Source organism: Campylobacter sp. BCW_6889 (assembly GCF_001762535.1).
Classification (GTDB): Bacteria; Campylobacterota; Campylobacteria; order Campylobacterales; family Campylobacteraceae; genus Campylobacter_D; species Campylobacter_D jejuni.
Window position 1 is genome coordinate 13,130 of sequence record NZ_MJWZ01000006.1, and the last position, 24,445, is coordinate 37,574.

The 24,445-nt window shown below is 30.6% G+C and carries 25 protein-coding genes and 1 tRNA gene; 24 read left to right on the forward strand and 2 right to left on the reverse strand.

All coding sequences use genetic code 11. From position 1 onward, the window contains the following. Positions 1-8 precede the first annotated feature (8 nt). The gene (yedF, locus tag AJ939_RS00370; protein ID WP_002867050.1) at positions 9-236 is read right to left on the reverse strand and encodes a sulfurtransferase-like selenium metabolism protein YedF; all 228 of its coding nucleotides are present in this window, start codon (positions 234-236) and stop codon (positions 9-11) included. Between the two features lie 3 nt (positions 237-239). Then, the gene (yedE, locus tag AJ939_RS00375; protein WP_070275960.1) at positions 240-1,448 is read right to left on the reverse strand and encodes a selenium metabolism membrane protein YedE/FdhT; all 1,209 of its coding nucleotides are present in this window, start codon (positions 1,446-1,448) and stop codon (positions 240-242) included. Between the two features lie 139 nt (positions 1,449-1,587). Between yedE and AJ939_RS00380 the strand changes: the two genes are divergently transcribed. The 24 genes from AJ939_RS00380 (at position 1,588) to nifJ (ending at position 24,438) form a co-directional block, all read left to right on the forward strand. Next, a tRNA-Sec gene (locus tag AJ939_RS00380) sits at positions 1,588-1,685 on the forward strand. A 28-nt stretch (positions 1,686-1,713) separates the two neighbouring features. After that, positions 1,714-2,964: an adenylosuccinate synthase gene (locus AJ939_RS00385; protein WP_002862151.1), complete on the forward strand. Its 1,251-nt coding sequence runs from the start codon at positions 1,714-1,716 to the stop codon at positions 2,962-2,964. Next, complete coding sequence (locus AJ939_RS00390; RefSeq protein ID WP_002880459.1) at positions 2,961-3,389, forward strand: flagellar export protein FliJ; 429 nt, start codon at positions 2,961-2,963, stop codon at positions 3,387-3,389. The genes AJ939_RS00385 and AJ939_RS00390 overlap by 4 nt, the downstream gene beginning before the upstream one ends. Further along, a complete protein-coding gene (locus AJ939_RS00395) occupies positions 3,382-3,900 on the forward strand; it encodes a MotE family protein (RefSeq protein WP_070275961.1) in 519 nt (172 codons plus the stop codon). The genes AJ939_RS00390 and AJ939_RS00395 overlap by 8 nt, the downstream gene beginning before the upstream one ends. Before the next feature lie 93 nt (positions 3,901-3,993). Next, entirely contained in the window at positions 3,994-4,545 is a 552-nt protein-coding gene (locus AJ939_RS00400; protein WP_002851269.1) for a DUF507 family protein, read from the forward strand. Beyond that, positions 4,545-5,663 carry a glutamine-hydrolyzing carbamoyl-phosphate synthase small subunit gene (carA, locus tag AJ939_RS00405; RefSeq protein WP_002851156.1) on the forward strand — a complete coding sequence of 373 codons (1,119 nt, stop codon included), beginning with the start codon at positions 4,545-4,547 and terminating at the stop codon, positions 5,661-5,663. The genes AJ939_RS00400 and carA overlap by 1 nt, the downstream gene beginning before the upstream one ends. After that, entirely contained in the window at positions 5,660-6,319 is a 660-nt protein-coding gene (locus AJ939_RS00410; RefSeq protein ID WP_002870873.1) for a sulfite exporter TauE/SafE family protein, read from the forward strand. Before carA ends, AJ939_RS00410 begins: the two co-directional genes overlap by 4 nt. Further along, on the forward strand, positions 6,316-7,527 hold the full coding sequence (bumS, locus tag AJ939_RS00415; protein WP_002862144.1) for a butyrate sensor histidiine kinase-like phosphatase BumS: 1,212 nt from the start codon (positions 6,316-6,318) through the stop codon (positions 7,525-7,527). The genes AJ939_RS00410 and bumS overlap by 4 nt, the downstream gene beginning before the upstream one ends. 2 nt (positions 7,528-7,529) lie before the next feature. Then, positions 7,530-8,210, forward strand: a complete 681-nt coding sequence (bumR, locus tag AJ939_RS00420) for a butyrate response regulator transcription factor BumR (protein WP_070275962.1) — start codon at positions 7,530-7,532, stop codon at positions 8,208-8,210. Between the two features lie 125 nt (positions 8,211-8,335). Next, the gene (gene ccoN, locus AJ939_RS00425) at positions 8,336-9,802 is read left to right on the forward strand and encodes a cytochrome-c oxidase, cbb3-type subunit I (protein WP_044779979.1); all 1,467 of its coding nucleotides are present in this window, start codon (positions 8,336-8,338) and stop codon (positions 9,800-9,802) included. Between the two features lie 12 nt (positions 9,803-9,814). Beyond that, positions 9,815-10,480, forward strand: a complete 666-nt coding sequence (ccoO, locus tag AJ939_RS00430) for a cytochrome-c oxidase, cbb3-type subunit II (RefSeq protein WP_002855439.1) — start codon at positions 9,815-9,817, stop codon at positions 10,478-10,480. Between the two features lie 4 nt (positions 10,481-10,484). Continuing rightward, complete coding sequence (locus AJ939_RS00435; protein ID WP_002851307.1) at positions 10,485-10,748, forward strand: cytochrome c oxidase, cbb3-type, CcoQ subunit; 264 nt, start codon at positions 10,485-10,487, stop codon at positions 10,746-10,748. Continuing rightward, positions 10,748-11,611 carry a cbb3-type cytochrome c oxidase N-terminal domain-containing protein gene (locus AJ939_RS00440; RefSeq protein WP_044779978.1) on the forward strand — a complete coding sequence of 288 codons (864 nt, stop codon included), beginning with the start codon at positions 10,748-10,750 and terminating at the stop codon, positions 11,609-11,611. The genes AJ939_RS00435 and AJ939_RS00440 overlap by 1 nt, the downstream gene beginning before the upstream one ends. Continuing rightward, positions 11,608-11,829, forward strand: a complete 222-nt coding sequence (locus tag AJ939_RS00445; protein WP_072223679.1) for a DUF4006 family protein — start codon at positions 11,608-11,610, stop codon at positions 11,827-11,829. The genes AJ939_RS00440 and AJ939_RS00445 overlap by 4 nt, the downstream gene beginning before the upstream one ends. After that, positions 11,826-11,927: a hypothetical protein gene (locus tag AJ939_RS00450; RefSeq protein ID WP_002858872.1), complete on the forward strand. Its 102-nt coding sequence runs from the start codon at positions 11,826-11,828 to the stop codon at positions 11,925-11,927. The genes AJ939_RS00445 and AJ939_RS00450 overlap by 4 nt, the downstream gene beginning before the upstream one ends. Then, the gene (locus AJ939_RS00455; protein ID WP_002870878.1) at positions 11,924-12,526 is read left to right on the forward strand and encodes a hypothetical protein; all 603 of its coding nucleotides are present in this window, start codon (positions 11,924-11,926) and stop codon (positions 12,524-12,526) included. Before AJ939_RS00450 ends, AJ939_RS00455 begins: the two co-directional genes overlap by 4 nt. Next, a complete protein-coding gene (locus tag AJ939_RS00460) occupies positions 12,513-13,034 on the forward strand; it encodes a FixH family protein (RefSeq protein ID WP_002862138.1) in 522 nt (173 codons plus the stop codon). Before AJ939_RS00455 ends, AJ939_RS00460 begins: the two co-directional genes overlap by 14 nt. Then, a complete protein-coding gene (locus tag AJ939_RS00465) occupies positions 13,031-15,397 on the forward strand; it encodes a PD-(D/E)XK nuclease family protein (protein ID WP_044779977.1) in 2,367 nt (788 codons plus the stop codon). Before AJ939_RS00460 ends, AJ939_RS00465 begins: the two co-directional genes overlap by 4 nt. After that, complete coding sequence (locus AJ939_RS00470; RefSeq protein WP_070275963.1) at positions 15,394-18,159, forward strand: RecB-like helicase; 2,766 nt, start codon at positions 15,394-15,396, stop codon at positions 18,157-18,159. Before AJ939_RS00465 ends, AJ939_RS00470 begins: the two co-directional genes overlap by 4 nt. 83 nt (positions 18,160-18,242) lie before the next feature. Next, positions 18,243-18,668, forward strand: coding sequence for a 50S ribosomal protein L13 (rplM, locus tag AJ939_RS00475; protein ID WP_002779321.1), 426 nt, complete (start codon positions 18,243-18,245; stop codon positions 18,666-18,668). Between the two features lie 2 nt (positions 18,669-18,670). Then, a complete protein-coding gene (gene rpsI / locus AJ939_RS00480) occupies positions 18,671-19,060 on the forward strand; it encodes a 30S ribosomal protein S9 (RefSeq protein ID WP_002851459.1) in 390 nt (129 codons plus the stop codon). 124 nt (positions 19,061-19,184) lie between these two features. Then, positions 19,185-20,144, forward strand: coding sequence for a fibronectin-binding outer membrane protein CadF (cadF, locus tag AJ939_RS00485; protein WP_070275964.1), 960 nt, complete (start codon positions 19,185-19,187; stop codon positions 20,142-20,144). Beyond that, positions 20,144-20,785, forward strand: a complete 642-nt coding sequence (locus tag AJ939_RS00490; protein WP_044779975.1) for an HAD family hydrolase — start codon at positions 20,144-20,146, stop codon at positions 20,783-20,785. Before cadF ends, AJ939_RS00490 begins: the two co-directional genes overlap by 1 nt. A 92-nt stretch (positions 20,786-20,877) precedes the next feature. Then, positions 20,878-24,438 (forward strand): pyruvate:ferredoxin (flavodoxin) oxidoreductase, encoded by a 3,561-nt coding sequence (gene nifJ, locus AJ939_RS00495; protein WP_044779974.1) that lies wholly within the window; start codon positions 20,878-20,880, stop codon positions 24,436-24,438. Positions 24,439-24,445 lie beyond the last annotated feature (7 nt).

Consider the following 24,445-nt stretch of genomic DNA (forward strand, 5'->3'; position numbering starts at 1 on the left):
AGCCTTTTTTAAGGCTTTTGTATTAAAAATCTTAGCGTGGGTCCACTTTGATCGATTTCAAGCACTTTAAAACCACGGTTTTTTGCATCTTGAGGTATGGAATTGATACTTTGTGGACAATCGCAAAGCACTTCTAAAATTTCTCCACTTTGAAGCTTAGGTAAGACATCAAGTGTTGCTATAGCAGGATAAGGGCAAGCTTCACCTTGCAAATTTAAACTATAAGTAATTTTCATTGTTTATCCTTTAAGTTGATTTTTAAAGAAGTGTTTTTTATAAAATACCACAAAAGCAAACATTAAGATGAATAAAATAAGGTTGATAAAAAATCCATTTAAATTTCCAAATTCAGTTAAAAGATTGATTTTTACACCTTCTTTAAGAACCTTTGGTAAAAAGTCATAACTTAAGGCTAAAATCATAGTTCCTATTATATTTGCAATTCCTACTATCATAAAATGACTTTGTCCTTCAAAGGCACGATAAGCCCAACCACACTCACAACCTCCGGCAAAAACTATACCAAAACCAAACAAAAATGCTCCTACAGCTACAGCAGGAGAAAGTTCTATGAGTTTGCTAGTATGACCTTGCAAGATAAAAGCAAAAGCGATTAAAGAGGCGATAATCATACTGATTAATGCGCCTTTTATAGCATTATCTCTACCAAATAAAAACAAATCTCTAAAGCAAGAAGTAAAACAAATTTGCCCTCTAGAAATAATAAAGCCAAAAACAAAACCAAAAATCAGTGCCAAAGCTAGAAGACTTTGTTTGTTTTGTGTGCTGATATTGTCATTTGTAAAAACAAGATAAAACACCCAAACTAAAAAGGCCATGAAAAGCAATATGCCTAAGTTAAAATATAATTTTGTACGCAAACTTTGCTTGTTTAACGGCAAATTTTCTTTATTTACCCGTTCTAATTTAGCTTTAGGTTTAAAAAAGGAAGTGTTGCAAATTTTCACTCCTAGATAAATTCCTAAAACCATAAAAACAGTAAAAAGCCAAGTGTGTAAAGAAAAATAAGGTAAACCTGTAAAAAAATTAGCTAAATTACATCCAAACGCAAGTCTTGCTCCATATCCTGAAAGAATTCCACCTACTATTGCTTGAAAAATTCTTATATTGCTAGCAGGTAGACGAAATTTGACTTTGTTAGCTAAAAGTGCGGCTACTAAACAACCTATAAACATACCTATGAGCATAATACCATCAGTTCTTGTTAAAGGGGTTCCATTTAAATTTTGCTTTTGGTAATAAGAATATCCATCTAAATTCATACCTAAAAGTTCTAGAAATTCACCGCCCCAACGCGTCATTTCTCCAGTAACAGCCCAAACGCCACCAAAAATCCCAAAATACACTGCACTTAAAATTCCAAGTGCAATCATAGAATGGGAATTGTCCCAAAAATTGATTAAATATTTTTGTTTAAAAGAATTCAAAGAAAGATCCTAATAATGTAATCATCAAAACTTGATGCTAAAAAAGAGTGAGATTATAGCTTAAATTTAATATGAAGTCAAAAAGAATATTGATAAATTTATTTTGTTTTTCATTAAAAATCGCTATAATTATCGCTTTGGAAGATTAGCGTATCTGGTGATCGCCACTGACTTCAAATCAGATGAAAGGATAGTTGACTATTCTTTGGGGAGTTCGATTCTCTCATCTTCTCGCCAATATTAAAGTAAAATCAAGGAAATTTTTATGAGCAAAGCAGATATTATTGTCGGCATTCAATGGGGCGATGAAGGAAAAGGTAAGGTAGTTGATAAATTATGTGAAAATTATGATTTTGTTTGCAGAAGTGCAGGTGGACACAATGCAGGACATACGATTTGGGTAAATGGTGTAAGATATGCGCTTCATCTTATGCCAAGTGGAGTTTTGCATCCAAGATGTATTAATATTATCGGAAATGGAGTTGTGGTTTCTCCTGAAGTATTGATTGCTGAAATGGCTCAATTTGAAAATTTAAAAGGTAGATTATATATCAGTGATAGAGCTCATTTAAATTTAAAACATCATTCTTTAATAGACATTGCAAAAGAAAAACTCAAAGGCAAAAATGCCATAGGAACAACAGGTAAGGGTATAGGACCTTCTTATGCAGATAAGATTAATCGTACAGGACATAGAGTTGGAGAGCTTTTAGAACCACAAAGACTTTGTGAGGCTTTGATGAAAGATTTTGAAGCTAATAAAACTTTTTTTGAAATGCTTGAAATTGAAATTCCAAGTGCTGAAGAATTGCTTGCTGATTTAAAACGCTTTAATGAAATTTTAACTCCTTATATTACAGATACTACAAGAATGCTTTGGAAGGCTTTAGATGAAGATAAAAGAGTACTTTTAGAAGGAGCTCAGGGTTCTATGCTTGATATTGATCATGGAACTTATCCTTATGTTACAAGTTCAAGTACTATTTCAGCAGGCGCTTTAACAGGACTTGGGTTAAATCCTAAAGAAGCGGGAAATATTATAGGTATTGTAAAAGCTTATGCAACGCGTGTGGGAAATGGAGCTTTTCCTACTGAGGATAAGGGCGAAGATGGAGAAAAAATTGCACAAATTGGAAAAGAAATTGGCGTAAGCACAGGACGTAAAAGACGCTGTGGATGGTTTGATGCGGTTGCTGTAAGATATACAGCAAGGCTTAATGGTCTTGATGCTTTATCTTTGATGAAGCTTGATGTTTTAGATGGTTTTGAAAAGATAAAAATTTGTCGTGCTTATGAATATAAGGGCATGGAAATCGACTATATACCAAGTGATTTAGAAAATGTTCAACCTATTTATGAAGAAATGGATGGTTGGGATAAAGTTTTTGGTATAAAAGATTATGATTTATTGCCAGAAAATGCTAAAAAATATATAGCAAGACTTGAAGAGCTTGCAGGGGTTAAAGTAAAGTATATTTCCACTAGCCCTGAAAGAGATGATACTATCATCTTATGAAAAGTAAATATAATTCTGTTGTAAAAGTAAGAAAACAACAACTTGATAAAGCAGAATCAAATCTTAATCAAGCCAAACAAAGACAGCTTGAACATGAAAAAGCTTATGAACTTTCACGCCAAGAGTGTGAAAGTTTAGGCGTATTGCCAAAATCAGGATCTATAGCAGAGTTAAGATCAAATTTAAGTATGGCGCAAGTAGGACGCGAGGCTTTGGCAAGAGCTAAGGAGAAAGTAGAACTTTCTAAAAAAGAAATGAACCATTATCAGTTTTTATATCAAAAAGCGCATTTAGATTATGAAAAAATGAAGGCTTTGGAAACTGAAGAAATTAAACAAAAACAAAAAGAACTTGCGAAGGCTGAAGAAAAATTTTTAGATGAAATTGCAATCAGTCGTTTTTTCAAAGGGGAAAAAGATGATTAAAAAATTTATATTGTTAGTTTTTATTTCAAGTGTAGTTTTTGGAGCTGAACAAGATTGTGAGCAGTATTTTGAAGCTAGAAAAGCTCAAATTGAATTGCAAACTAGAGAATTTGATGAAGCAAGACAATCTTTAGAAGCTTATAAAGCCTCTTTTGAAGCTTTGCAAAAAGAAAGGCTTGAAAATTTAGAAAAAAAAGAGGCTGAGGTTAATGCGACTTTGGTAAAAATTGAAGAATTAAAACTTGAAAACGCAAGGCTTGTAGAAGAACAACAAAAGATTTTAAATTCAATCAATGATAAAACTCAAGGTAGGGTTAAAGAAATTTACTCCCAAATGAAAGATGCAGCCATTGCAGATGTTTTAAGTCAAATGGATGCAGAGGATGCAAGCAAAATAATGCTTTCTTTGGAATCGCGTAAAATTTCAGGTGTTTTATCTAAAATGGATCCAAAAAAAGCCAGCGAGCTTACTTTACTTTTGAAAAATTTAGATAATAATGCTAGTAATTAGGTGATTAAAAAAAATGAAAATTTTTCATTTTTAACATTCTTTTACCAAAAATAAGCTATTATTTTAAATATTATTAAATAAAAGGTTTTTAAGATGCGTATAAAATTACCACATATTCCTTATATCGCAAATAAAATGATGTTAGATATAGCTAATTCTTCTTTTGTAGAAATTAAAGATCAGTTAGAAAAGCTTAAGGTATGTATAATAGAAGTTTTAGAGAAAGATATTCTAAATGAAAGAAAATTAGATGAAAGAGTCAAAGAGCTTTTAGAGCAACAAGAAGATGAAATGGAGCTTATGCAAGTAGATCGTAAAAATATGTTTTGGCTTGTGAAGAAAAAGTTAGCTCCTGAATTTAATGTGATTTTAGATTCTGAAGATAGACATAATCATCTAGCGCATCAAATTTTAGAAGAACTTGTAGAGAATGATTATATTAATTTTATAGTGAGTGAAAATAGAGTTAAAAATTTAATCTTTTCAAGCATAGAGTCTTATCTTAAAATTTATGAAAAACTTGAAGATGAGGTTTATGAGAAAATTAGTAATTATAAAACAAAACCTATTCCAGGTAGCGAAGAATACGATCTTATCTTTGAAAAACTCTATCAAGAAGAGCTTAGAAAAAAAGGTATGTTTTAATGAAGGCTTATATTTATTTAGAAAATGATATTTTTTTAAGTGCTAAGGCTTTTGGGAAGAGTGGTACTTTTTTTGGAGAGCTTGTATTTAATACTTCTTTAACAGGGTATCAAGAAATTATTTCAGATCCTTCTTATGCAGGGCAATTTATCGTATTTTCCATGCCAGAAATTGGTATAGTGGGAACCAATGAAAATGATAATGAAAGTAAGGAAATTTTTGCAAGCGGTGTTTTAATGCGTGAATTAAGTTCCAGTTTTTCAAATTTTCGCGCTAAAGAAAGTCTGCAAGATTATCTTGAAAAACATGGAAAAATAGGAATTTATGAACTTGATACGAGATATCTAGTAAAAATGATAAGAAATAATGGCAATTTAAGAGCTGTAATTTCAACTGAAATTTCAAATAAAGAAGATTTAAAAATCGCCTTAGAAAAATCAGCAAAAATTGATGAAGTAAATTTTGTAAAAGAAGTTAGCACTAAGAAAAATTATTCTCATAAACAAGGTGTTTGGAACGCTAGTTTTCAAAAATTTAATGATGCTAAAAGAAGTGAGAAAAAAGTTGCTGTTATAGACTATGGTGTTAAAACAAATATCCTAAATGAACTTGTAGAAGTAGGTTTTGAAGTAGAAGTTTATCCATATAATGTTAAAGCAGATGAGTTGATTACTCTGTATAAAAAAGGTGAAATTCAAGGCGTGTTTCTTTCTAATGGTCCAGGTGAGCCAAGGATTTTAAAACAAGAGATTGCAGAGATTAAAAAACTTGCAGAAGCTAAAATTCCTATGCTTGGAATTTGCTTAGGTCACCAGCTTTTAAGTAATGCTTTTGGATATGAAACTTATAAAATGAAATTTGGACAACATGGAGCAAATCATCCTGTGATCAATCTTGATACAAAAACGGTAGAAATTACCGCACAAAATCATAATTATAATGTTCCAGAAGAATTAGCTCAAGTGGCTCATATCACTCATAGAAATTTATTTGGCGATAATGTTGAAGGAGTAAGATATAAAGACTATCCTATTATTTCAGTGCAACATCACCCGGAAAGTTCTTCAGGTCCTCATGAAAGTAAGTACATTTTTAAAGAATTTATGAATTTGATGTGAGTATAGATTTTTTAGCTATTATCAGCGTTGCTTTTTTATCTAGTTTTGGACACTGCTATTCTATGTGTGGTGGTTTTAATTTACTTTTTATAAATTTAAATTCAAAAAGCAATAATTTATTTTTATTAACTTTTATTTATCATTTGTTTAGAATTTTTGCTTATATTGTTTTAGGGATAATTTTTGGGACTTTTGGGAATATCTTGGCAATCAATGCTAAGGTTCAAAGTTTGTCATTTTTTATTCTTGGTATATTTATGATGATTTTGGGTTTTGCTCTTATTTTTAGAGGCAATATGTTATCTTTTATTGAAAATAATGTTTTTTTTGATAGTTTTGTAAAGAAAATTATTAAAAAATCTAAAAATTTTAAAGGATTAAAATCAGCTATATTTTTAGGATTTTCAAATGGTTTTGTTCCTTGTGGATTGGTGTATTTTTTTATAGCCAATGCAATAAGTAAGCAAAATATTTTTGAAGGTATTTTAGTAATGATGATTTTTGGAATATCAACTTTACCTGCGATGTTATTTTTTTCTAAAATTTCACAATTTTTTAGTGATTTTTTGAAAAATTTGTTTAATTATTTATCGTATGGCATTATTGTTTGTTACGGTATAAATCTTGCCTATATAGGTTTTAAGGCTTTTCAATGAAAGATTTTTTTAAAGATCAGTTTTTTAAAGCTCTGGAAAAAAATACAATTTTTTCAAGAGCTGATGTGCAAGGAAATTTAATTTTTGTCAGTGATAAGCTTTGTCAAATAAGTGGATATAGCAAAAAAGAGCTTATAGGAAAAAAACATTCAATATTTAAACATCCAGATGTTGATGAATGTTATGTTGAGAAGCTTTTAAAAGATCTTTCATATAAAAAGCCTTATCAGGTTATTTTTAAAAATATTGATAAATTAGGCAAAACCTTCTATCTTGAAACTTTGTTAATCCCTATATTGGATAAAAATAATGAATTAATAGAAATAGTAGCACTTTCTCATGATGTCAGTAATTCTTTTAAGCTTAATGAAGAGCTTGCTCTAAATCACGCTAAATTAAGAGAATTAAGTATTAATCTTGAAAATACAGTTAAAAATCACCAACAAGAATTTATACAGTTAGGTAAAAAATTTGAGAAAAAAATGAAAATTGCCTTGGAAAAAAATGAAAAAGATATTAAAATAGCATATGAAGAGATTTTGAAATCTTCATTAGAACAAATGATTAGTGATATAGCACATCAATGGAGACAACCGTTAAATGAGCTTGGTATTGCCATGTTTCAAATGAAGCAAAATCTTAAAGATGAAAAAGGATTTGCTGAAATTTATTCACAATCAAAAGATATGATTAAAAATATGTCAGAAACAATTGATGTGTTTAGAACTTTGTTTAACAAAGGAGTAGAGCAGTGTGTATTTATAAAAGAGACTTTAAATAAAGCCTTAGAAATTGCTTTTGAAACTATAGAAAAAAATCATGTAAATATTAATATTGTTTCGAAAAGTGATTATGAAGTTTTAGCGTATGAGAATGGTTTAATAAGAGTTTTTCTTAATTTGATTTTAAATTCAATAGAGGCATTTAAAAACAAAAAAAGGAAAATCATAACAATAAATTTTTCAAAATTTGGAAAAAACTATCTGAAAATTACAATAAAAGATAATGCTGGTGGGATTGATAAAGAAAATTTAGATAAAATTTTTCAACCTTATTTTACAACAAAACATCCCAGTCAGGGTATAGGAGTAGGACTTTATATAAGTAGACAAATTATTGAAAGTTTCCAAGGAAAAATAAAAGTTAAGAATGGAAAAGATGGGGCTTGTTTTGAGGTATTTTTAAAACTAAAAGAGAGGGTAGAGTAGAAATGTCACAAGAATGTAAAGAATTGATAATATTAGTAGTTGAAGATGAAATTAAGACTAGAGAATCATTGATTAATGTATTAAGCGAACGCTTTAGTAAAGTAATCGGAGCTCAAAATGGAGATGAGGGGCTTAAAAAATTTAAAAAATTTAAGCCGGATTTAGTTATCACAGATATTGCTATGCCTATTATGGATGGGCTTGATATGGCAAGAGAGATTAAGGAAATTTCAGATGATGTCCCAATTGTTGTTCTTAGTGCGCATTCAGAGAAAGAGAGACTTTTGCGTTCTATTGATATTGGTATAGATAAATATTTGATCAAACCTGTTGATATAGAAGAGTTGTTTAAAGTTTTAGATTATCTGATAGGCGAAAAAATTGAAGCAAATATGCTTGTAAAAATTTCTGAAGAATATCAATTTAACAAAACTAAAAGAACTTTGATTTACAATGGTGAAGAAATTGTTTTAACTAAAAAAGAATTAGCTTTTATTTCTTTGCTTTTAAAGCAACCTGGAGCTTTGGTTTTGCATGAAGATATAAAGAAAAATGTTTGGATAGGTGAACATGTAAGTGATACTGCTGTTAGAACTTTTATTAAAAGAGTAAGAGATAAAGTGGGTGAAGATTTTATAAAAAATGTACCAAGTTTAGGTTATAAGATAAATATCAATAAATAAGACTGATTTAGCCTTAAAATATAAAGCATAACAAATGATTAACAAAATTATCATTTTTAAGAAAAAATGTATAATTAATATTCTATAATATTCTCTTGTTATCAAAAATTTTAAGGAGAAAGTCGATGCATCCAGGTAATGTATTAAATTACGACTATACGGTTGCAAGATATTTTATGTTTACAACCGTATTGTTTGGCATTGTTGGTATGGCTATAGGAACTCTTATAGCTTTTCAAATGGCATATCCTAACTTAAATTATTTAGCAGGAGAATATGCTACTTTTTCAAGACTTAGACCACTTCATACTTCAGGTGTGATTTTTGGTTTTATGCTTTCAGGGATTTGGGCAACTTGGTATTATATAGGTCAGCGTGTTCTTAAGGTAAGTATGGCTGAGTCAAGATTTTTAATGGCTGTTGGTAAGCTTCATTTTTGGCTTTATATGCTTACTATGGTTTTAGCTGTTATATCTTTGTTTATGGGTGTGACTACATCTAAAGAATATGCAGAGCTTGAGTGGCCTTTAGATATTCTTGTTGTTCTTGTTTGGGTTTTATGGGGTGTAAGTATTTTTGGACTTATTGGAATTCGCCGTGAAAAAACTCTTTATATTTCTTTATGGTATTATATAGCTACATTTTTAGGTATAGCTATGCTTTATCTTTTTAACAACATGGAAGTACCAACTTATTTTGTTACTGGAATGGGTAAATGGTGGCATAGTGTATCAATGTATGCAGGAACAAATGATGCTTTAGTACAATGGTGGTATGGACATAATGCTGTGGCATTTGTATTTACTGTGGGTATTATTGCCCAAATTTATTACTTCTTGCCAAAAGAAAGTGGTCAGCCGATTTTCTCTTATAAACTCTCTTTATTTGCATTTTGGGGCTTAATGTTTGTTTATCTTTGGGCAGGTGGTCACCATTTGATTTATTCAACTGTACCTGATTGGATGCAAACTATGGGTTCGGTTTTCTCTATAGTATTGATTTTACCTTCTTGGGGTTCAGCGATTAATATCTTACTTACTATGAAAGGTGAGTGGAGCCAGCTTCGCGAGAGTCCATTGATTAAATTTATGATTCTGGCATCAACTTTCTATATGTTCTCAACACTTGAAGGGCCAATTCTTTCAATTAAGTCTGTTAATGCTTTAGCACACTTTACAGATTGGATTCCAGGACATGTTCATGATGGAACATTAGGTTGGGTAGGATTTATGACTATGGCTGCTCTTTATCATATGACTCCTAGAGTTTTCAAAAGAGAGCTTTATAGTAAATCTTTAATGGAAGCTCAATTTTGGATCCAAACCACAGGTATAGTTCTTTATTTTGCTTCAATGTGGATTGCGGGTATTACTCAAGGTATGATGTGGAGAGCGACAGATGAGTATGGTAACTTGCTTTATAGCTTTATTGATACTGTTGTGGCTATTATTCCTTATTATTGGATTAGAGCGATTGGTGGATTGTTGTATCTTATCGGTTTCTTTATGTTTACTTATAATATTTACAAAACAATTGCTTGTGGAAGAGTGCTTGATAAAGAACCAAAAAGCGCTTCGCCTATGGCAGCATAAAAAGGAGAAAATATGTTTAGTTGGTTAGAAAAAAATCCATTCTTTTTTGCTGTAGCTGTTTTTGTAGTGATTGCTTATGCAGGCATAGTTGAAGTTTTACCAAATTTTGCAGAAAATGCAAGACCAATTGAAGGTAAAAAACCTTATACGGTTTTACAACTTGCAGGGCGTGCAGTATATATTAAAGATAGTTGTAATGCTTGTCATTCACAGCTTATTCGTCCATTTAAATCAGAAACAGATCGTTATGGTATGTATTCTGTAAGTGGTGAATTTGCTTATGATAGACCTTTTCTTTGGGGTTCAAAAAGAACAGGACCTGATCTTGCTCGTGTAGGAAATTATAGAACAGCTGATTGGCATGAAAATCATATGTGGGATCCTACTTCTGTTGTTCCAGATTCTATTATGCCTTCATATAAGCATATGTTTAAAAATAATGCAGATATTGAAACTGCTTATGCTGAGGCTTTAACCGTGAAAAAAGTTTTCAATGTTCCTTATGATACAGAAAATGGAACAAAACTTGGTTCTTGGGAGGATGCGCAAGCTGAAGTAAAAGCTGAAGCTCAGGCTATAGTTGATCAAATGAAAAATCAAGAAGTAAAAGATGCTTTTGCTAAAGGTGAAATCAAAGAAATAGTTGCTTTGATCGCTTATTTAAATAGCTTAAAGTAAGATGATGGAACATTTATCAATAGTTTTTGATGTGATTAAAAATTTAATCACATTTGATTTAGCAACAGTTCAAAAACATGAGTGGGAGATTTTTCAAGGTTATGGTTTTTTTGCACTCGTGATGTTTTTGTCAATAGTATTATATGCGTATTGGTATCATTTATATAGAACAGAAAAAAAAGGTGAGAGAAATTATGAAAATTATGCAAACCTTGCCTTAAAAGATGATATTGATGATAGTGTATTAGAAAGTAAAAGGAGTGCTTAATGCAATGGTTAAATTTAGAAGACAATGTTAATCTCTTATCTTTAATTGGAGCTATTCTTATCATTTTAATCACACTAGTTATTGTGAGTAGAATGTTTAAGCAAATGAAAGAAAAAAAGGGCGAGTCAGAGCTTAGTGAACATAGTTGGGATGGAATAGGAGAGTATAAAAATGCTGTTCCTATTGGTTGGGCTGTGGTATTTTTCCTGACTATTGTTTGGGCTATTTGGTATTTTCTATGGGGATATCCTTTAAATTCTTTTTCAAGTATAGGTCAATACAATGAAGAAGTAGCAACTCATAATACAAAATTCGAAGAAAAATTTAAAAATTTATCTCCTGAAGATAAAATAGCAATGGGTCAAAATATCTTTTTAGTTCAGTGTTCAGCTTGTCATGGAATTACAGGCGATGGTATCAATGGTAAAGCTCAAAATTTAAATATTTGGGGTAGCGAAGAAGGTATAATCAATGTAATTAAACATGGTTCAAAAGGTATGAATTTTCCAGGTGGAGAAATGCTTGGTGCTGCTGATTTAGGTGTGGCAGAAGAAGATATTCCTGCTATTGCTGCTTATGTAGCAAAAGATCTTTCAGCTATTAAGAAAACTGCAAATGAAAATTTAGTAGCAAAAGGTAAAGAAGCTTATGCAACTTGTGCAGCATGCCATGGAGAAGATGGAAAAGGTCAAGATGGAATGTTCCCAGATCTTACAAAATACGGTTCTGCAGCTTTTGTAGTAGATGTTTTACATAGTGGTAAGGCTGGTTTTATAGGAACAATGCCGAGTTTTCCAACACTTAATGATATTCAAAAAGAAGCTGTTGGCGAGTATGTAATTTCTCTTTCAAGGGGTGAATGATGGAAAATAATAATAGATGCGTGTTTTCTCTTTCAGGTGTTACAGGTATGTTAATTGCTACGGTTTTATTACTTGCTATCTTAGTAGTTTTAACTATTTGGGGTCTTAAAGCTCAGCAAGAAGTGATGCAAAAGCCATATAGTCTTAAAGATGCACAAAGTGTAAAGATGTTTGGTTCAAAAGAACAAGATCATAGAAGTATAAAGGAAGCACAATGAGTAAGGCTTTGGAATATTTAATTGTTATTGGTTTAGTTGTTGCTGCTGCAATCACCGCTTGGTCGGTTTTAACTGTAAATCATCTTCATATAGGATGAAAAAAATATTACAAGATGGCTTTTTTTTAGCCATCTTCTTCTTTGTTTTATTGCCTTCTAGGGTTTTTGCTCTTGATGCTGTACTTTTTAATGAAAATATTTTAAGTCAAAAAGTAAGTAATGAGATTAATCTTATAGGAAAAGAGCTTTACCAAAAAAGTAATATTTTTATCGGCGTTATGGTTGGTGATGAAACTGAAATTGAAACTTTATTAAATAAACAAAAAGAACTTCCTCAATCTTATATATTGCTTCTTTTGTCAAAAAATTCTCACAAAGTTGATATAGTGGGCTCAAAAGGTGCTTTAGCTTTGATTGATAAAGAATCCGTGCTTAGTCCTTATCCTGGAACAGGATCTATTTTGCCGATATTAGCTACAAATAAAGGTGATATTTATAATGCTGCTATACTTAATGGTTATGCAGATATTGTAGATCGTGTGGCAAAATCCTTGGGATTACAATTAGAACATTCTATAGGCAATGCAAATCGTGATACTATCAATATCTTAAGAATACTTATCTATGGATTTATTTGCTTTGCATTGTTATACTATGCACAAAGAAGAATAAAGAGGAAAAAAAATGTTAGAAACTAAAAGAAGTTTTTGGCCTTATGGTATTTTGCTTTCACTTTTGGCTATAATTATTGCTTGTATTGTAACGATTTTTATAGCAAGTCACCATCCTGTATATGAGGATGATTTTTATTTTGACTCTTATCAAAATGTTGAAAATAATTACAATCAAATACAAAAACAACAAGTAAATTTTGATAAATTTTTTAAAGTAAATTTTCAAAATGATAAAATCACTTTTATAGGTAAAAGAAAAATTCCTAGTTATGAAGTGGATCAAAATTCCTATGTTGCAAATTTTAAAATTTCTGCATTACAAAATATAAATTCTGATGATTTAAAAGTTCAAGTTCTTCTTACAAGACCATTCACTAAAAATTTTGATCAAAAGTTAGAAGGACAAGTTAAAAATGGAATTTTAAGTATCGCTTTACCTAAATTAGATAAAGGTAGATGGGAGCTTAAGCTAAAGTTTTATGCAAATCAAGAAACAGTGGGTTTTTTTAGCTACGAATTAAATGCTCAATGAAATTAAGAATTTTTAGTTCTTCAAGACAAATTAGAGAGTATTATAACCAAAAAAAACAGCAAAATGCTTTATTAGATAGTGCTATTCATATAGGTGAATTTTTAGATAAAGTTTGTTTGAGTAATTTTCATAAGGCAAGTTCTTATGAAAGCTTACTTTTAATGCAAGAAGCTTGTCTAAAAAGTAAGGATTTAGAAAAAAAACTAGGAATTTCGGTAGAATTTTTTGCTTTTTTGAAAAATAACGAATATCTTTTTTCCTTTTTCAAAGAACTTAGTTTAGAAAAAAAAAGCATAGAAGATCTTAAAAATAATGATTATTATGCCACCTATAATGAACATTTGGAAATTTTAGATGAGGTATATAAGAATTATCTTGTTTTGCTTGAAAAGAATTCTTTTTATGATGATCTTTCTTTGCCTAAAAATTACACTCTTAATAAAGATTTTTTAGATGAGTATGAAGCTATAGTTTATGATTTGCAAGGTTTTTTGAGTAAATTTGAAGAAAATTTATTAAGTGAAATTTCTCAGATTAAAGAAGTGGTTTTAAGTTTTAAAACAAGTAAATTTAATCTCGAATATCTTTTAAAACTTGATTTTTTAAAAACATTTGATTTAAAAATAAACACTCATTATGAAATCAATCTTTCAAAACAAGAGATCTTAAAAGAAGAAATTTTTAAAACAAAAAATTCAAAAATTAAACTCAAATCTTTTGAATTAAGGGCTTTACAATGCGCCTTTGTTATGGATGAAATTTCGCATTTTGTACGCAAAGGTTTAAAGCCTGAAAATATTGTAGTTATAACTCCAGATGAAAGTTTTTGTGAGTTTTTAAGGCTTTTTGATAAAGACAATATGCTTAATTTTGCAAGTGGGATTAGTATTAAAGAAAGTTTATTTTATCAAAAATTTCAAGCACTTTATGAAAGTGCTAGTAGTGCTTCTTTTGTTTATAAAAATCAAGAGGATTATTTTGAAGATACGCAGATGATTTTTGATTATCACAATACACTTTTACATTCTTTAAAGCTTGATTTTATAGAGTTTAAAAAGTATTTTGATGAGAAATGTGATTTTGAATATTTTGAAAAATTACTTGCTTTATTTTTAGAAAATGAAAAGCAAGAACTTATTTATTTGATACGAAAAGAACTTTATTTTATTAAAGATTTATTAAAAAATCAGTCTTTAACTCTTAAAGAGTTGATTCATCTTTTTTTCATGCAAATTTCACAACTTTCCCTTAGTGATGTAGGTGGAGGTAAGGTTACGGTAATGGGACTTTTAGAAAGTCGTGGGCTTTGTTTTGATGGGGTGATTTTGGTTGATTTTAATGAAGAATTTATTCCCAAAAGAAGTGTTAATGAACTTTTTTTAAACAATGAAGTGCGTAAAAAAGCAGGATTGATTAGCTATGATAGAAGAGAAAATTTACAAAGATTTTATTATGAAAGCTTGATGAAGAATGCTTTAGAAGTAAGTATTTGCTTTGTGGAAAATGAAGAAAAAAGCAAATCACGTTTTTTAGATGAACTTGATTTTGACTTTTTTTATGAAACTCATATCCACCAAAAAGCTTATCTTAATGCTTTAAAATTAGACTATGAAGGTATAAAACCTAATCTAACTCCTATAAAAGCTCCTATTTTAAAGCATAATCCTTTCGAGTTTTCGCTTTCTTTTAGTCGTTTTAATTTATTGGAAAATCAAAAAAGAACTTATTATTATCGTTATATTTTAAATTTAGCAGAACCTAGGGTTTTAAGCGAGGAAAGCAAAGCGAAAAATCAAGGAAATTTCATCCATAAAATGCTTGAAATTTATTATAAAAATTATGCAAATAATGATTTTGATATAAAAGTTTTTACAAATTTATTGGATAAAGAATATCAAAAATACAATATCAGTGAACTTGATCTTGAAGTATTTAAATTAAAATTTATACAATTTGCTAAAAACGAAAAAGAGCATTTTTCAAAAGGCTTTTATGTCGCACATACAGAGCTTGAGTTAAACAATATTTTAAAGCTTGGAGCAGATAGTATAAAACTTAAGGGCACTATAGATCGTATCGATAGTTCAAAAGAAGGTAATTTGGTCATTGATTATAAAAGTGGAAAAGTACCAAGTAATTCTTATCAACTTGCTTTTTACCAAGCCTTATATGATGAAAATGCAAGCGTAGGTTTTTATGATTTAAATAGTATGCAAATATTGCACCAAAAAGCTAAAAGTTTAGATGAGCTGAGAGAAAGACTTAAAGACTTAGTTCTTATGAGCAAGGAAGAAATAGAGTTTGAAAATGAACAAGATGAGTACTGTCCTTATAAACTCATTTATAAAAAGGAATTAAAATGAGTCAATTTGAGCCTTTTTTGGCATTAGAAGCGAGTGCGGGAAGCGGAAAAACCTTTGCCTTGAGTGTGCGTTTTGTAGCACTTATTTTAAAAGGAGCTAGGATTAATGAAATTTTAGCTTTAACTTTTACCAAAAAAGCTGCTAATGAAATGCAAAAAAGAATTATTGAGACTTTTTTAAATTTAGAAAAAGAAAATAAAACCAGTGAATGCAATGAACTTTGCAAGCTTTTAGGTAAAGATAAAGAAGAGCTTATTTCTTTAAGAGATGCTAAAAAAGAAGAATTTTTAAGAACAGAGTTAAAAATCAGTACTTTTGATGCTTTTTTCGGAAAAATTTTGCGTGTTTTTGCTTTAAATTTGGGCTTAAGTAGTGATTTTACAATGAGTGAAGAGAAGCTTGATGTAAGAGAGATTTTTTTAAAACTTCTTAAAAAAGATGAATTAAAAGATTTGGCTTATTATATTAATTTAGTTGATGAGAAAGAAAATTTTTTTAACGAGCTTGAAAAATTTTATGAGAATGCTTATTTTCAAAATCGTCCTAAAATTCCAAATCCATCTAAAGCTTATATCAATAAAGCTTATAGTGAGTTAAGAAGTTATTGTTTGGGTCTTACTCATGTAAAAAATTATAAAAATTTGTGCGACAATTTCAAAAGTGAAGTTTTAGATTTATCCGTGTTTATGCAATCAAGTTTTATGACAAAATTTGAAAGTACAAAATATTTACAAGATTTAGAAAGTACTAACTTGCATTTTAGTACAAAAAGAATCGAGCTTATAAATGCTTTAAATACCTATGCCATAGAGCTTGAAAATTATAAAATTGCTAATTTAATGAATCTTTTAAATCATTATAGTGAAGCTAAAAATATATTTCATAAAGATAAAAATACCTTAAATTTTCAAGATGTGAGTAAAAAAGTTTATGAGCTAATAACCAGTGAATTTAAGGATATGATTTATTTTCGTTTAGATGGTTTTATTTCGCATTTGCTTATTGATGAATTTCAAGATACAAGCGTGATTCAATATCAAATTTTACGCCCTTTGATCGCTGAGCTTGTTTCAGGAGAAGGAGTTAAGAAAAATCGCACTTTTTTTTACGTAGGAGATAAAAAACAAAGTATTTATCGCTTTCGTAAAGGAAAAAAAGAATTATTTGATTTGTTAAAACAAGAATTTAGTCAAATTAAAAGTGATAGTTTAAATACTAACTATCGTTCTAAAGAGCTTTTGGTTGATTTTGTTAATGAAACTTTTAAAGAAAAAATCAAAGATTATAAAGAGCAATTTGCCTTAGAAAGTAAAAAAGGTGGTTTTGTGCGTATTGTGGAATCTAAAGAACAAAAGGTTAAAAACCAAGCCCAAGAAATCAAGGAAAAGACTTTAGAAACTTTATTTGAGCAAATTAATTTTTTAAGATCTAAAAATATTTCTTATGATGATATTTGTATTTTGTGTTGGAAAAATAGCGATGCAGATATGGTTTTGGATTTTTTAAGAGAGCAAAAAATTCCTGCGTTTACTCAAAGCAATGTTTTGCTTGAAAATAAAGCAAGCGTAAGACTTGTTTTAGAATATGCTAAATATTGTATTTTTGGTGATGAATTTTACTTGGTATTTTTAAAAGAACTTTTAGGTTTTGAGCCGAGAAAAATCACCCTTGATTTTTCAAAAAATGCTATGGAAAATGTACTTTTTTTAATAAAGGAATTAAAACTTGATTTAAATGATATCGCTTTAATACAATTTATCGAATATGCTAAAACTAAGGAGAATTTTTTAAAGCTTTTATTTGAGCCTTGTACTTTGAAAATAGTAAGCGAACAAAATATGGGTATTAGTATTATGAGTGTGCATAAATCTAAGGGTTTGGAATTTGATCATGTGATTTTGCTTGATAGTTTATCTAAAAACAATTCAAACAATGAAGATATCATGCTTGAATATGATATCAATCAAGGTTGGCAACTCTATATTAAAGATAAAATTCGAGAGCTTACTAAAGAGCCTATTTATACTCTTTTTAAAGAAAATATTATAAGAGCAAATTATGAAGATGATATTAATAAACTTTATGTGGCTTTTACAAGAGCTAAGGAAAGTTTGATTATCATAAAAAGAAATGAAGAAAGTGTAAATGGAAATTATCCAAGTTATTTTAAGGGGGGATTTTTAAATATACACTCTCAAGAGAGAGGTTTTTTAGAAAGCAAAGAACAAATTTTAAGTGTTAAAAAAGAAAGTATTCAAGCTTTACAAAAATTTGAAAAAATTAGCCCACAAGAAGTTCAAAGCGAAGAAAAGCTTGATAGTAAAGAGCTATATTTTGGAAATGCTTTTCACTTTTTTATGCAAAATTTAAAACTTCCTAAGGGTGAAAATTTTCAAATGCTTACTCAAAGATGCAAGAACAAATTTAGACATTTTTTAGATGAGAGTGATTTTGAAAAGCTTTTTAAAAGAATTGAAATTTTACTTAAAAATACTCAATTTCAAAATTTGATTGGTGATGGAAAGCTTTTAAAAGAACAAGCTTTGAGTTTTAATGGAGAAATTAAACAATTAGACTTGCTTGCCTTAAAAGATGAAGAAGCTTTCATAATTGATTATAAAACAGGTCTTGCTATGCAAGATAAACATAAAGAGCAGGTAAGAACTTATAAGATCGCCATTAGTGAAATTTTGAAAAAAGATAAAGTGCGTGCTTTTATAGTTTATTGTTTGGAAAATGAAATTCAAATTTTGGAAATATAAACTTTATTTTTACTTAAATTAAGTAAAAATTAATATTATTTTTTATACAATCACATTTTAAATTTTTGGCAAAGGTAAAAATTATGACAAAGATAACAAAGCCAAACGAAGTAAAACGAGAATGGATTGTTTTAGACGCAGAAGGCAAACGCTTTGGTCGTCTTTTAACTGAAGTAGCAACAATTTTGAGAGGTAAAAACAAGCCTTGCTTTACTCCAAATGTTGATTGTGGTGATTATGTAATTATCATCAATGCTTCAAAAGCTGTATTTACAGGTGCTAATAAAGCAGAAGATAAGCTTTATCATAGACATTCAGGATATTTTGGAAGTGTAAAAAGCGAAAAATTTGGTGATTTACTTGAAAAAAATCCTGCAAAATTATATAAATTAGCAGTTAGAGGTATGCTTCCTAAAACAAATTTGGGCAGAGCTATGCTTAAAAAATTAAAAATCTATGCGGGTAGTGAGCACCCACACACTGCGCAAATTGCTAAAGAAGGAAAATAATCATGGCAACAACATACGCAACAGGTAAGAGAAAAACTGCTATCGCAAAGGTATGGGTAAAACCAGGTAGTGGTAAAATTAGTGTTAATGGTGTTGATTTAAACACTTGGCTTGGTGGACACGAGGCGATTAAGCTTAAAGTGGTTCAACCTTTACTTGTGACTAAACAAGAAACTTCAATGGATATTAAAGCAACTACTTTAGGCGGGGGCTATAGTGCTCAAGCTGAAGCTTTAAGACATGGAATTTCAAGAGCTTTAGCAGCTATGGATGCTGATTTTAGAGCCTTATTAAAACCTAAAGGACTTCTTACTAGAGATAGTAGAACTGTTGAGCGTAAAAAATATGGACGCCGCAAAGCAAGAAGAAGCCCACAATTCTCTAAACGTTAATATTTTTGGTGGGATTTTCCCACCTTTCTACAATTTTTTATAAAACTCATCCTTTTTTCTATCATTTATGTTATAATTGCGAAATTTAAATTTTTATTTTATAACACAATGAAAGGTTTTTTCTATGAAAAAAATATTCTTATGTTTAGGTTTGGCAAGTGTTTTATTTGGTGCTGATAACAATGTAAAATTTGAAATCACTCCAACTTTAAACTATAATTACTTTGAGGGTAATTTAGATATGGATAATCGTTATGCACCAGGGATTAGACTTGGTTATCATTTTGACGATTTTTGGCTTGATCAATTAGAATTTGGGTTAGAGCATTATTCTGATGTTAAATATACAAATACAAATAAAACTACAGATATTACAAGAACTTATTTGAGTGCTATTAAAGGTATTGATGTAGGTGAGAAATTTTATTTCTATGGTTTAGCAGGTGGAGGATATGAGGATTTTTCAAATGCTGCTTATGATAATAAAAGCGGTGGATTTGGGCATTATGGCGCGGGTGTAAAATTCCGTCTTAGCGATTCTTTGGCTTTAAAACTTGAAACTAGAGATCAAATTAATTTTAATCATGCAAACCATAATTGGGTTTCAACTTTAGGTATTAGTTTTGGTTTTGGTGGCAAAAAGGAAAAAGCTGTAGAAGAAGTTGCTGATACTCGTCCAGCTCCACAAGCAAAATGTCCTGTAGAACCAAAAGAAGGTGCTTTGTTAGATGAAAATGGTTGCGAAAAAACTATTTCTTTGGAAGGTCATTTTGGTTTTGATAAAACTACTATAAATCCAACTTTTCAAGAAAAAATCAAAGAAATTGCAAAAGTTTTAGATGAAAATGAAAGATATGATACTATTCTTGAAGGACATACAGATAATATCGGTTCAAGGGCTTATAATCAAAAGCTTTCAGAAAGACGTGCTAAAAGTGTTGCTAATGAACTTGAAAAATATGGTGTAGAAAAAAGTCGCATAAAAACAGTAGGTTATGGTCAAGATAATCCTCGCTCAAGCAATGATACTAAAGAAGGTAGAGCGGATAATAGAAGAGTGGATGCTAAATTTATTTTAAGATAATGAATAAAACTATTTTATTTGATTTAGATGGCACTTTAATTGATTCTACTGATGCTATTTTAAATTCTTTCCAAGGAGCTTTTAAAGCCCTTGGATTAACTTCTAAAAATAATGAAGAAATCAAAAATCTCATAGGTTATCCTTTAGAGCAAATGTTTAGAATGCTTTATCCAGATAAATTAATTTTAAGTAAAGAATTTGTATTAGCTTATCGTGAAATTTATGCACAAATTTATTTAGAACAAACCACTCTTTTACCTAAAGCAAAAGAAGCATTAGAGCTTGGAAGTGAAATTGCAGATCTTGGTATAGTTACAACAAAAGGAGGTAAATTTACTCCGATTCTACTTGATTATTTGGGAGTTAAAAAATTCTTTAAAACTTTAATTACTCTTGAAGATGCCACGAATCCAAAGCCAAGTTCTGAACCTATAATTTTAGCCTTAAAAAGACTCAATAAAACTCAAGAAAATGCCTATATGATAGGCGATACAATACTAGATATTCAAGCTGCAATTTCTGCTAATATCACTCCTTTGGCCTTAACTTGCGGCTATGGCAATGAAAATGAATTAAAAGCCCATTCTATGGTATTTTTAAATGCATATGAGGCTGTTAATTATATAGCTAGATTAAACTAATTTCAAGTTTTCGTTAAACGCCTTTTAAGAGAATTTATAGTAAATTGATAGCTAAAAAATTATAAAAATTATCAATATAAAGGAAGGTCTCAATGGGTAAAATTATGAAAACTATGGATGGAAATGAGGCTGCTGCATACGCTGCGTATGCTTTTACTGAAGTTGCTGGAATTTATCCTATTACACCTAGTTCTCCTATGGCTGATTACACCGATATGTGGGCAGCTGCAGGAAAAAAAAATCTTTTTGGAGTTCCTGTAAAAATCGTAGAAATGCAAAGTGAAGCAGGAGCTGCAGGTAGTGTGCATGGATCTTTACAAGCCGGGGCTTTGACTACAACTTATACGGCTTCTCAAGGATTACTCCTTAAAATTCCAAATATGTATAAAATAGCAGGTCAATTACTCCCCTGTGTAATCCATGTAGCAGCGCGTTCTTTGGCTGCTCAAGCTTTGTCTATCTTTGGTGATCATCAAGATATTTATGCAGCAAGACAAATTGGTTTTGCTATGCTTTGTTCGCATTCTGTGCAAGAAACCATGGACTTAGCTGGTGTAGCACATTTAGCTGCAATTAAGGGAAGAGTGCCATTTTTACATTTTTTTGATGGTTTTAGAACAAGCCATGAAATTCAAAAAGTTGAAGTAATGGATTATGCGCATTTTGATAGATTATTAGATAGAGAAGCTTTGCTTGAATTTAGAAATAATGCTTTAAATCCAGAAAATCCAAAAACACGTGGAACAGCACAAAATGATGATATTTATTTTCAAACTAGAGAAGTAAGCAATCGTTTTTATGATGCTTTACCTGATGTTGTTAATGAATATATGCAAGAAATTTCAAAAATTACAGGTAGAGAATACAAACCATTTACTTATTATGGTCACAAAGAGCCAGAGCGTGTGATTGTTGCTATGGGTTCTGTAACTCAAGCACTTGAAGAAGTGGTGGACTATCTTAATGCCAAGGGTGAAAAGGTAGGGATTTTAAAAGTTTATCTTTATCGCCCATTTAGTTTAAAATATTTCTTTGATGTTATGCCAAAATCAGTAAAAAAAATCGCGGTTTTAGATAGAACCAAAGAACCAGGAAGTCTTGGAGAACCACTTTATCTTGATGTAAAATCAGCTTTCTATGGAAGAGAAAATGCTCCTGTTATAGTGGGTGGAAGATACGGACTTTCTTCAAAGGATGTTGATCCTGCTCAAATGATAGCAGTATTTGAAAATCTTAAACTTGATAATCCAAAAGATGGCTTTACTGTAGGTATAGTTGATGATGTAACTCATACTTCACTGAGTACTGGAGAGAAAATTTCACTTGGAGATGAAAGTACGATCGAATGTTTATTTTACGGACTTGGTGCTGATGGAACTGTGGGCGCAAATAAAAACTCGATTAAAATCATCGGAGATAAAACGGATTTTTACGCTCAAGCTTATTTTGCTTATGATTCTAAAAAATCAGGGGGTTATACAAGAAGCCATTTAAGATTTTCTAAAAAACCTATCCGTTCAACTTATCTTGTTTCAACTCCGCATTTTATCGCTTGTTCGGTAGCGGCTTATTTGGAAATTTATGATGTTTTAGCAGGAATTCGCAAAGGAGGAACTTTCCTTTTAAATAGTATTTGGAATGCTGAAGAAACCATAAGACAACTTCCAGATGCAGTAAAGAAAACTTTAGCTGAAAAAGAAGTAAATTTTTATATCATCAATGCAACCAAACTAGCTCGTGATATAGGTTTGGGAAATCGTACAAATACCATTATGCAATCAGCCTTTTTCAAACTTGCAAAAATCATTCCTTATGAAGACGCACAAAAATACATGAAAGAGCTTGCGTATAAATCTTATAGTAAAAAAGGCGATGCTATTGTAGAAATGAATTACAAGGCTATTGATGTGGGTGCTGATGGACTTGTAAAAGTTGAAGTAGATCCAAATTGGAAAAATTTAGAGCTTAAAGAAAAAGAACAAACCAATGCCTATAAAGGTACTGAATTTGTTGAAAAAATCGTAAAACCTATGAATGCGGCTAAGGGTGATGATTTACCTGTTTCAGCCTTTTTAGGTTATGAAGATGGAAGTTTTGAACACGGCACAACCGAATACGAAAAACGCGGTGTTGGGGTTATGGTACCAAGATGGATAGAGGCAAATTGTATCCAATGTAATCAATGTGCTTCAGTTTGTCCGCATGCTGTTATCAGGCCATTTTTGATTAATGATGAAGAAATGGCAAATGCACCTCGCGGTGTAAAAGATCATGCTTTAGAAGCTAAAGGAACCAAAGGAGAAAAATTAAGCTTTAAAATTCAAGTTTCTCCACTTGATTGTACAGGCTGTGAGCTTTGTGTTCATGAGTGTCCTACTAAAGAAAAATCTTTGGTTATGGTACCACTTCAAGAAGAGATGGATTTTGGTGAGCAAGAAAATGCGGATTATTTATTTAAAGAAATTACTTATAAAGATGATATTTTAAATAAAGAAACCACAAAAGGAGCGCAATTTGCCCAACCTTTATTTGAATTTCATGGGGCATGTCCTGGATGTGGGGAAACTCCTTATATTACTTTAATTACAAGATTGTTCGGTGAAAGAATGATTGTGGCTAATGCTACAGGTTGTAGTTCTATTTATGGGGGTTCAGCTCCATCAACTCCTTATAGAAAAAGTGTGAAAAATGGACACGGTCCTGCTTGGGGAAATTCACTTTTTGAAGACAATGCTGAGTTTGGTTTGGGTATGAAAATTGCAACTGAAAATACAAGACACCGCATTGAACATATCATGAATGAAAGTATGCAAGAAGTTCCAAATGCTTTATCAGCTCTTTTTAAAGATTGGATTGCAAATAAAGACAATGGTGCTATGTCTGTGGAAATTAAAGATAAAATGATCCCTATTTTAGATCAAAATAAAAATATCAAAGCTGTGCAAGATATATTAGAGCTTAAACAGTATTTAAGTAAAAAATCTCACTGGATTTTTGGTGGTGATGGTTGGGCTTATGATATAGGCTATGGCGGACTTGATCATGTTTTAGCAAGTGGAGAAAATGTAAATATTTTAGTGCTTGATACAGAAGTTTATTCTAATACAGGCGGTCAAAGTTCAAAATCTTCTAGAACAGGAGCTGTAGCACAGTTTGCAGCAGCAGGTAAACCTATACAGAAAAAAGATCTAGGTCAAATTGCTATGACTTATGGTTATATTTTTGTAGCACAAGTAAATTCAACGGCAAATTATACTCATCTTATCAAAGCTATCACTGCAGCTGAGGCCTATGATGGACCATCTTTGGTGATTTGTTATTCTCCTTGTATAGCTCATGGTATTAAAGGTGGGCTGGGTTACTCAGGAGAGCAAGGTGAGCTTGCTACAAAATGTGGTTATTGGCCACTTTATACCTTTGATCCTCGTTTAGAAGAGCAAGGAAAAAATCCTTTAACTCTAACAGGAAAAGAGCCTGATTGGGATTTATATGAGCAATTTTTAATGAATGAAGTGCGTTATAATTCACTTAAAAAAGCAAATCCTGAACACGCTGCTGAGCTTTTTGAACGCAATAAAAAAGACGCTCAACGTCGCTATAGACAGCTTAAGCGTATCGCTATGGCTGATTATAGCAATGAGGTTGAAAGCTGATAAAATA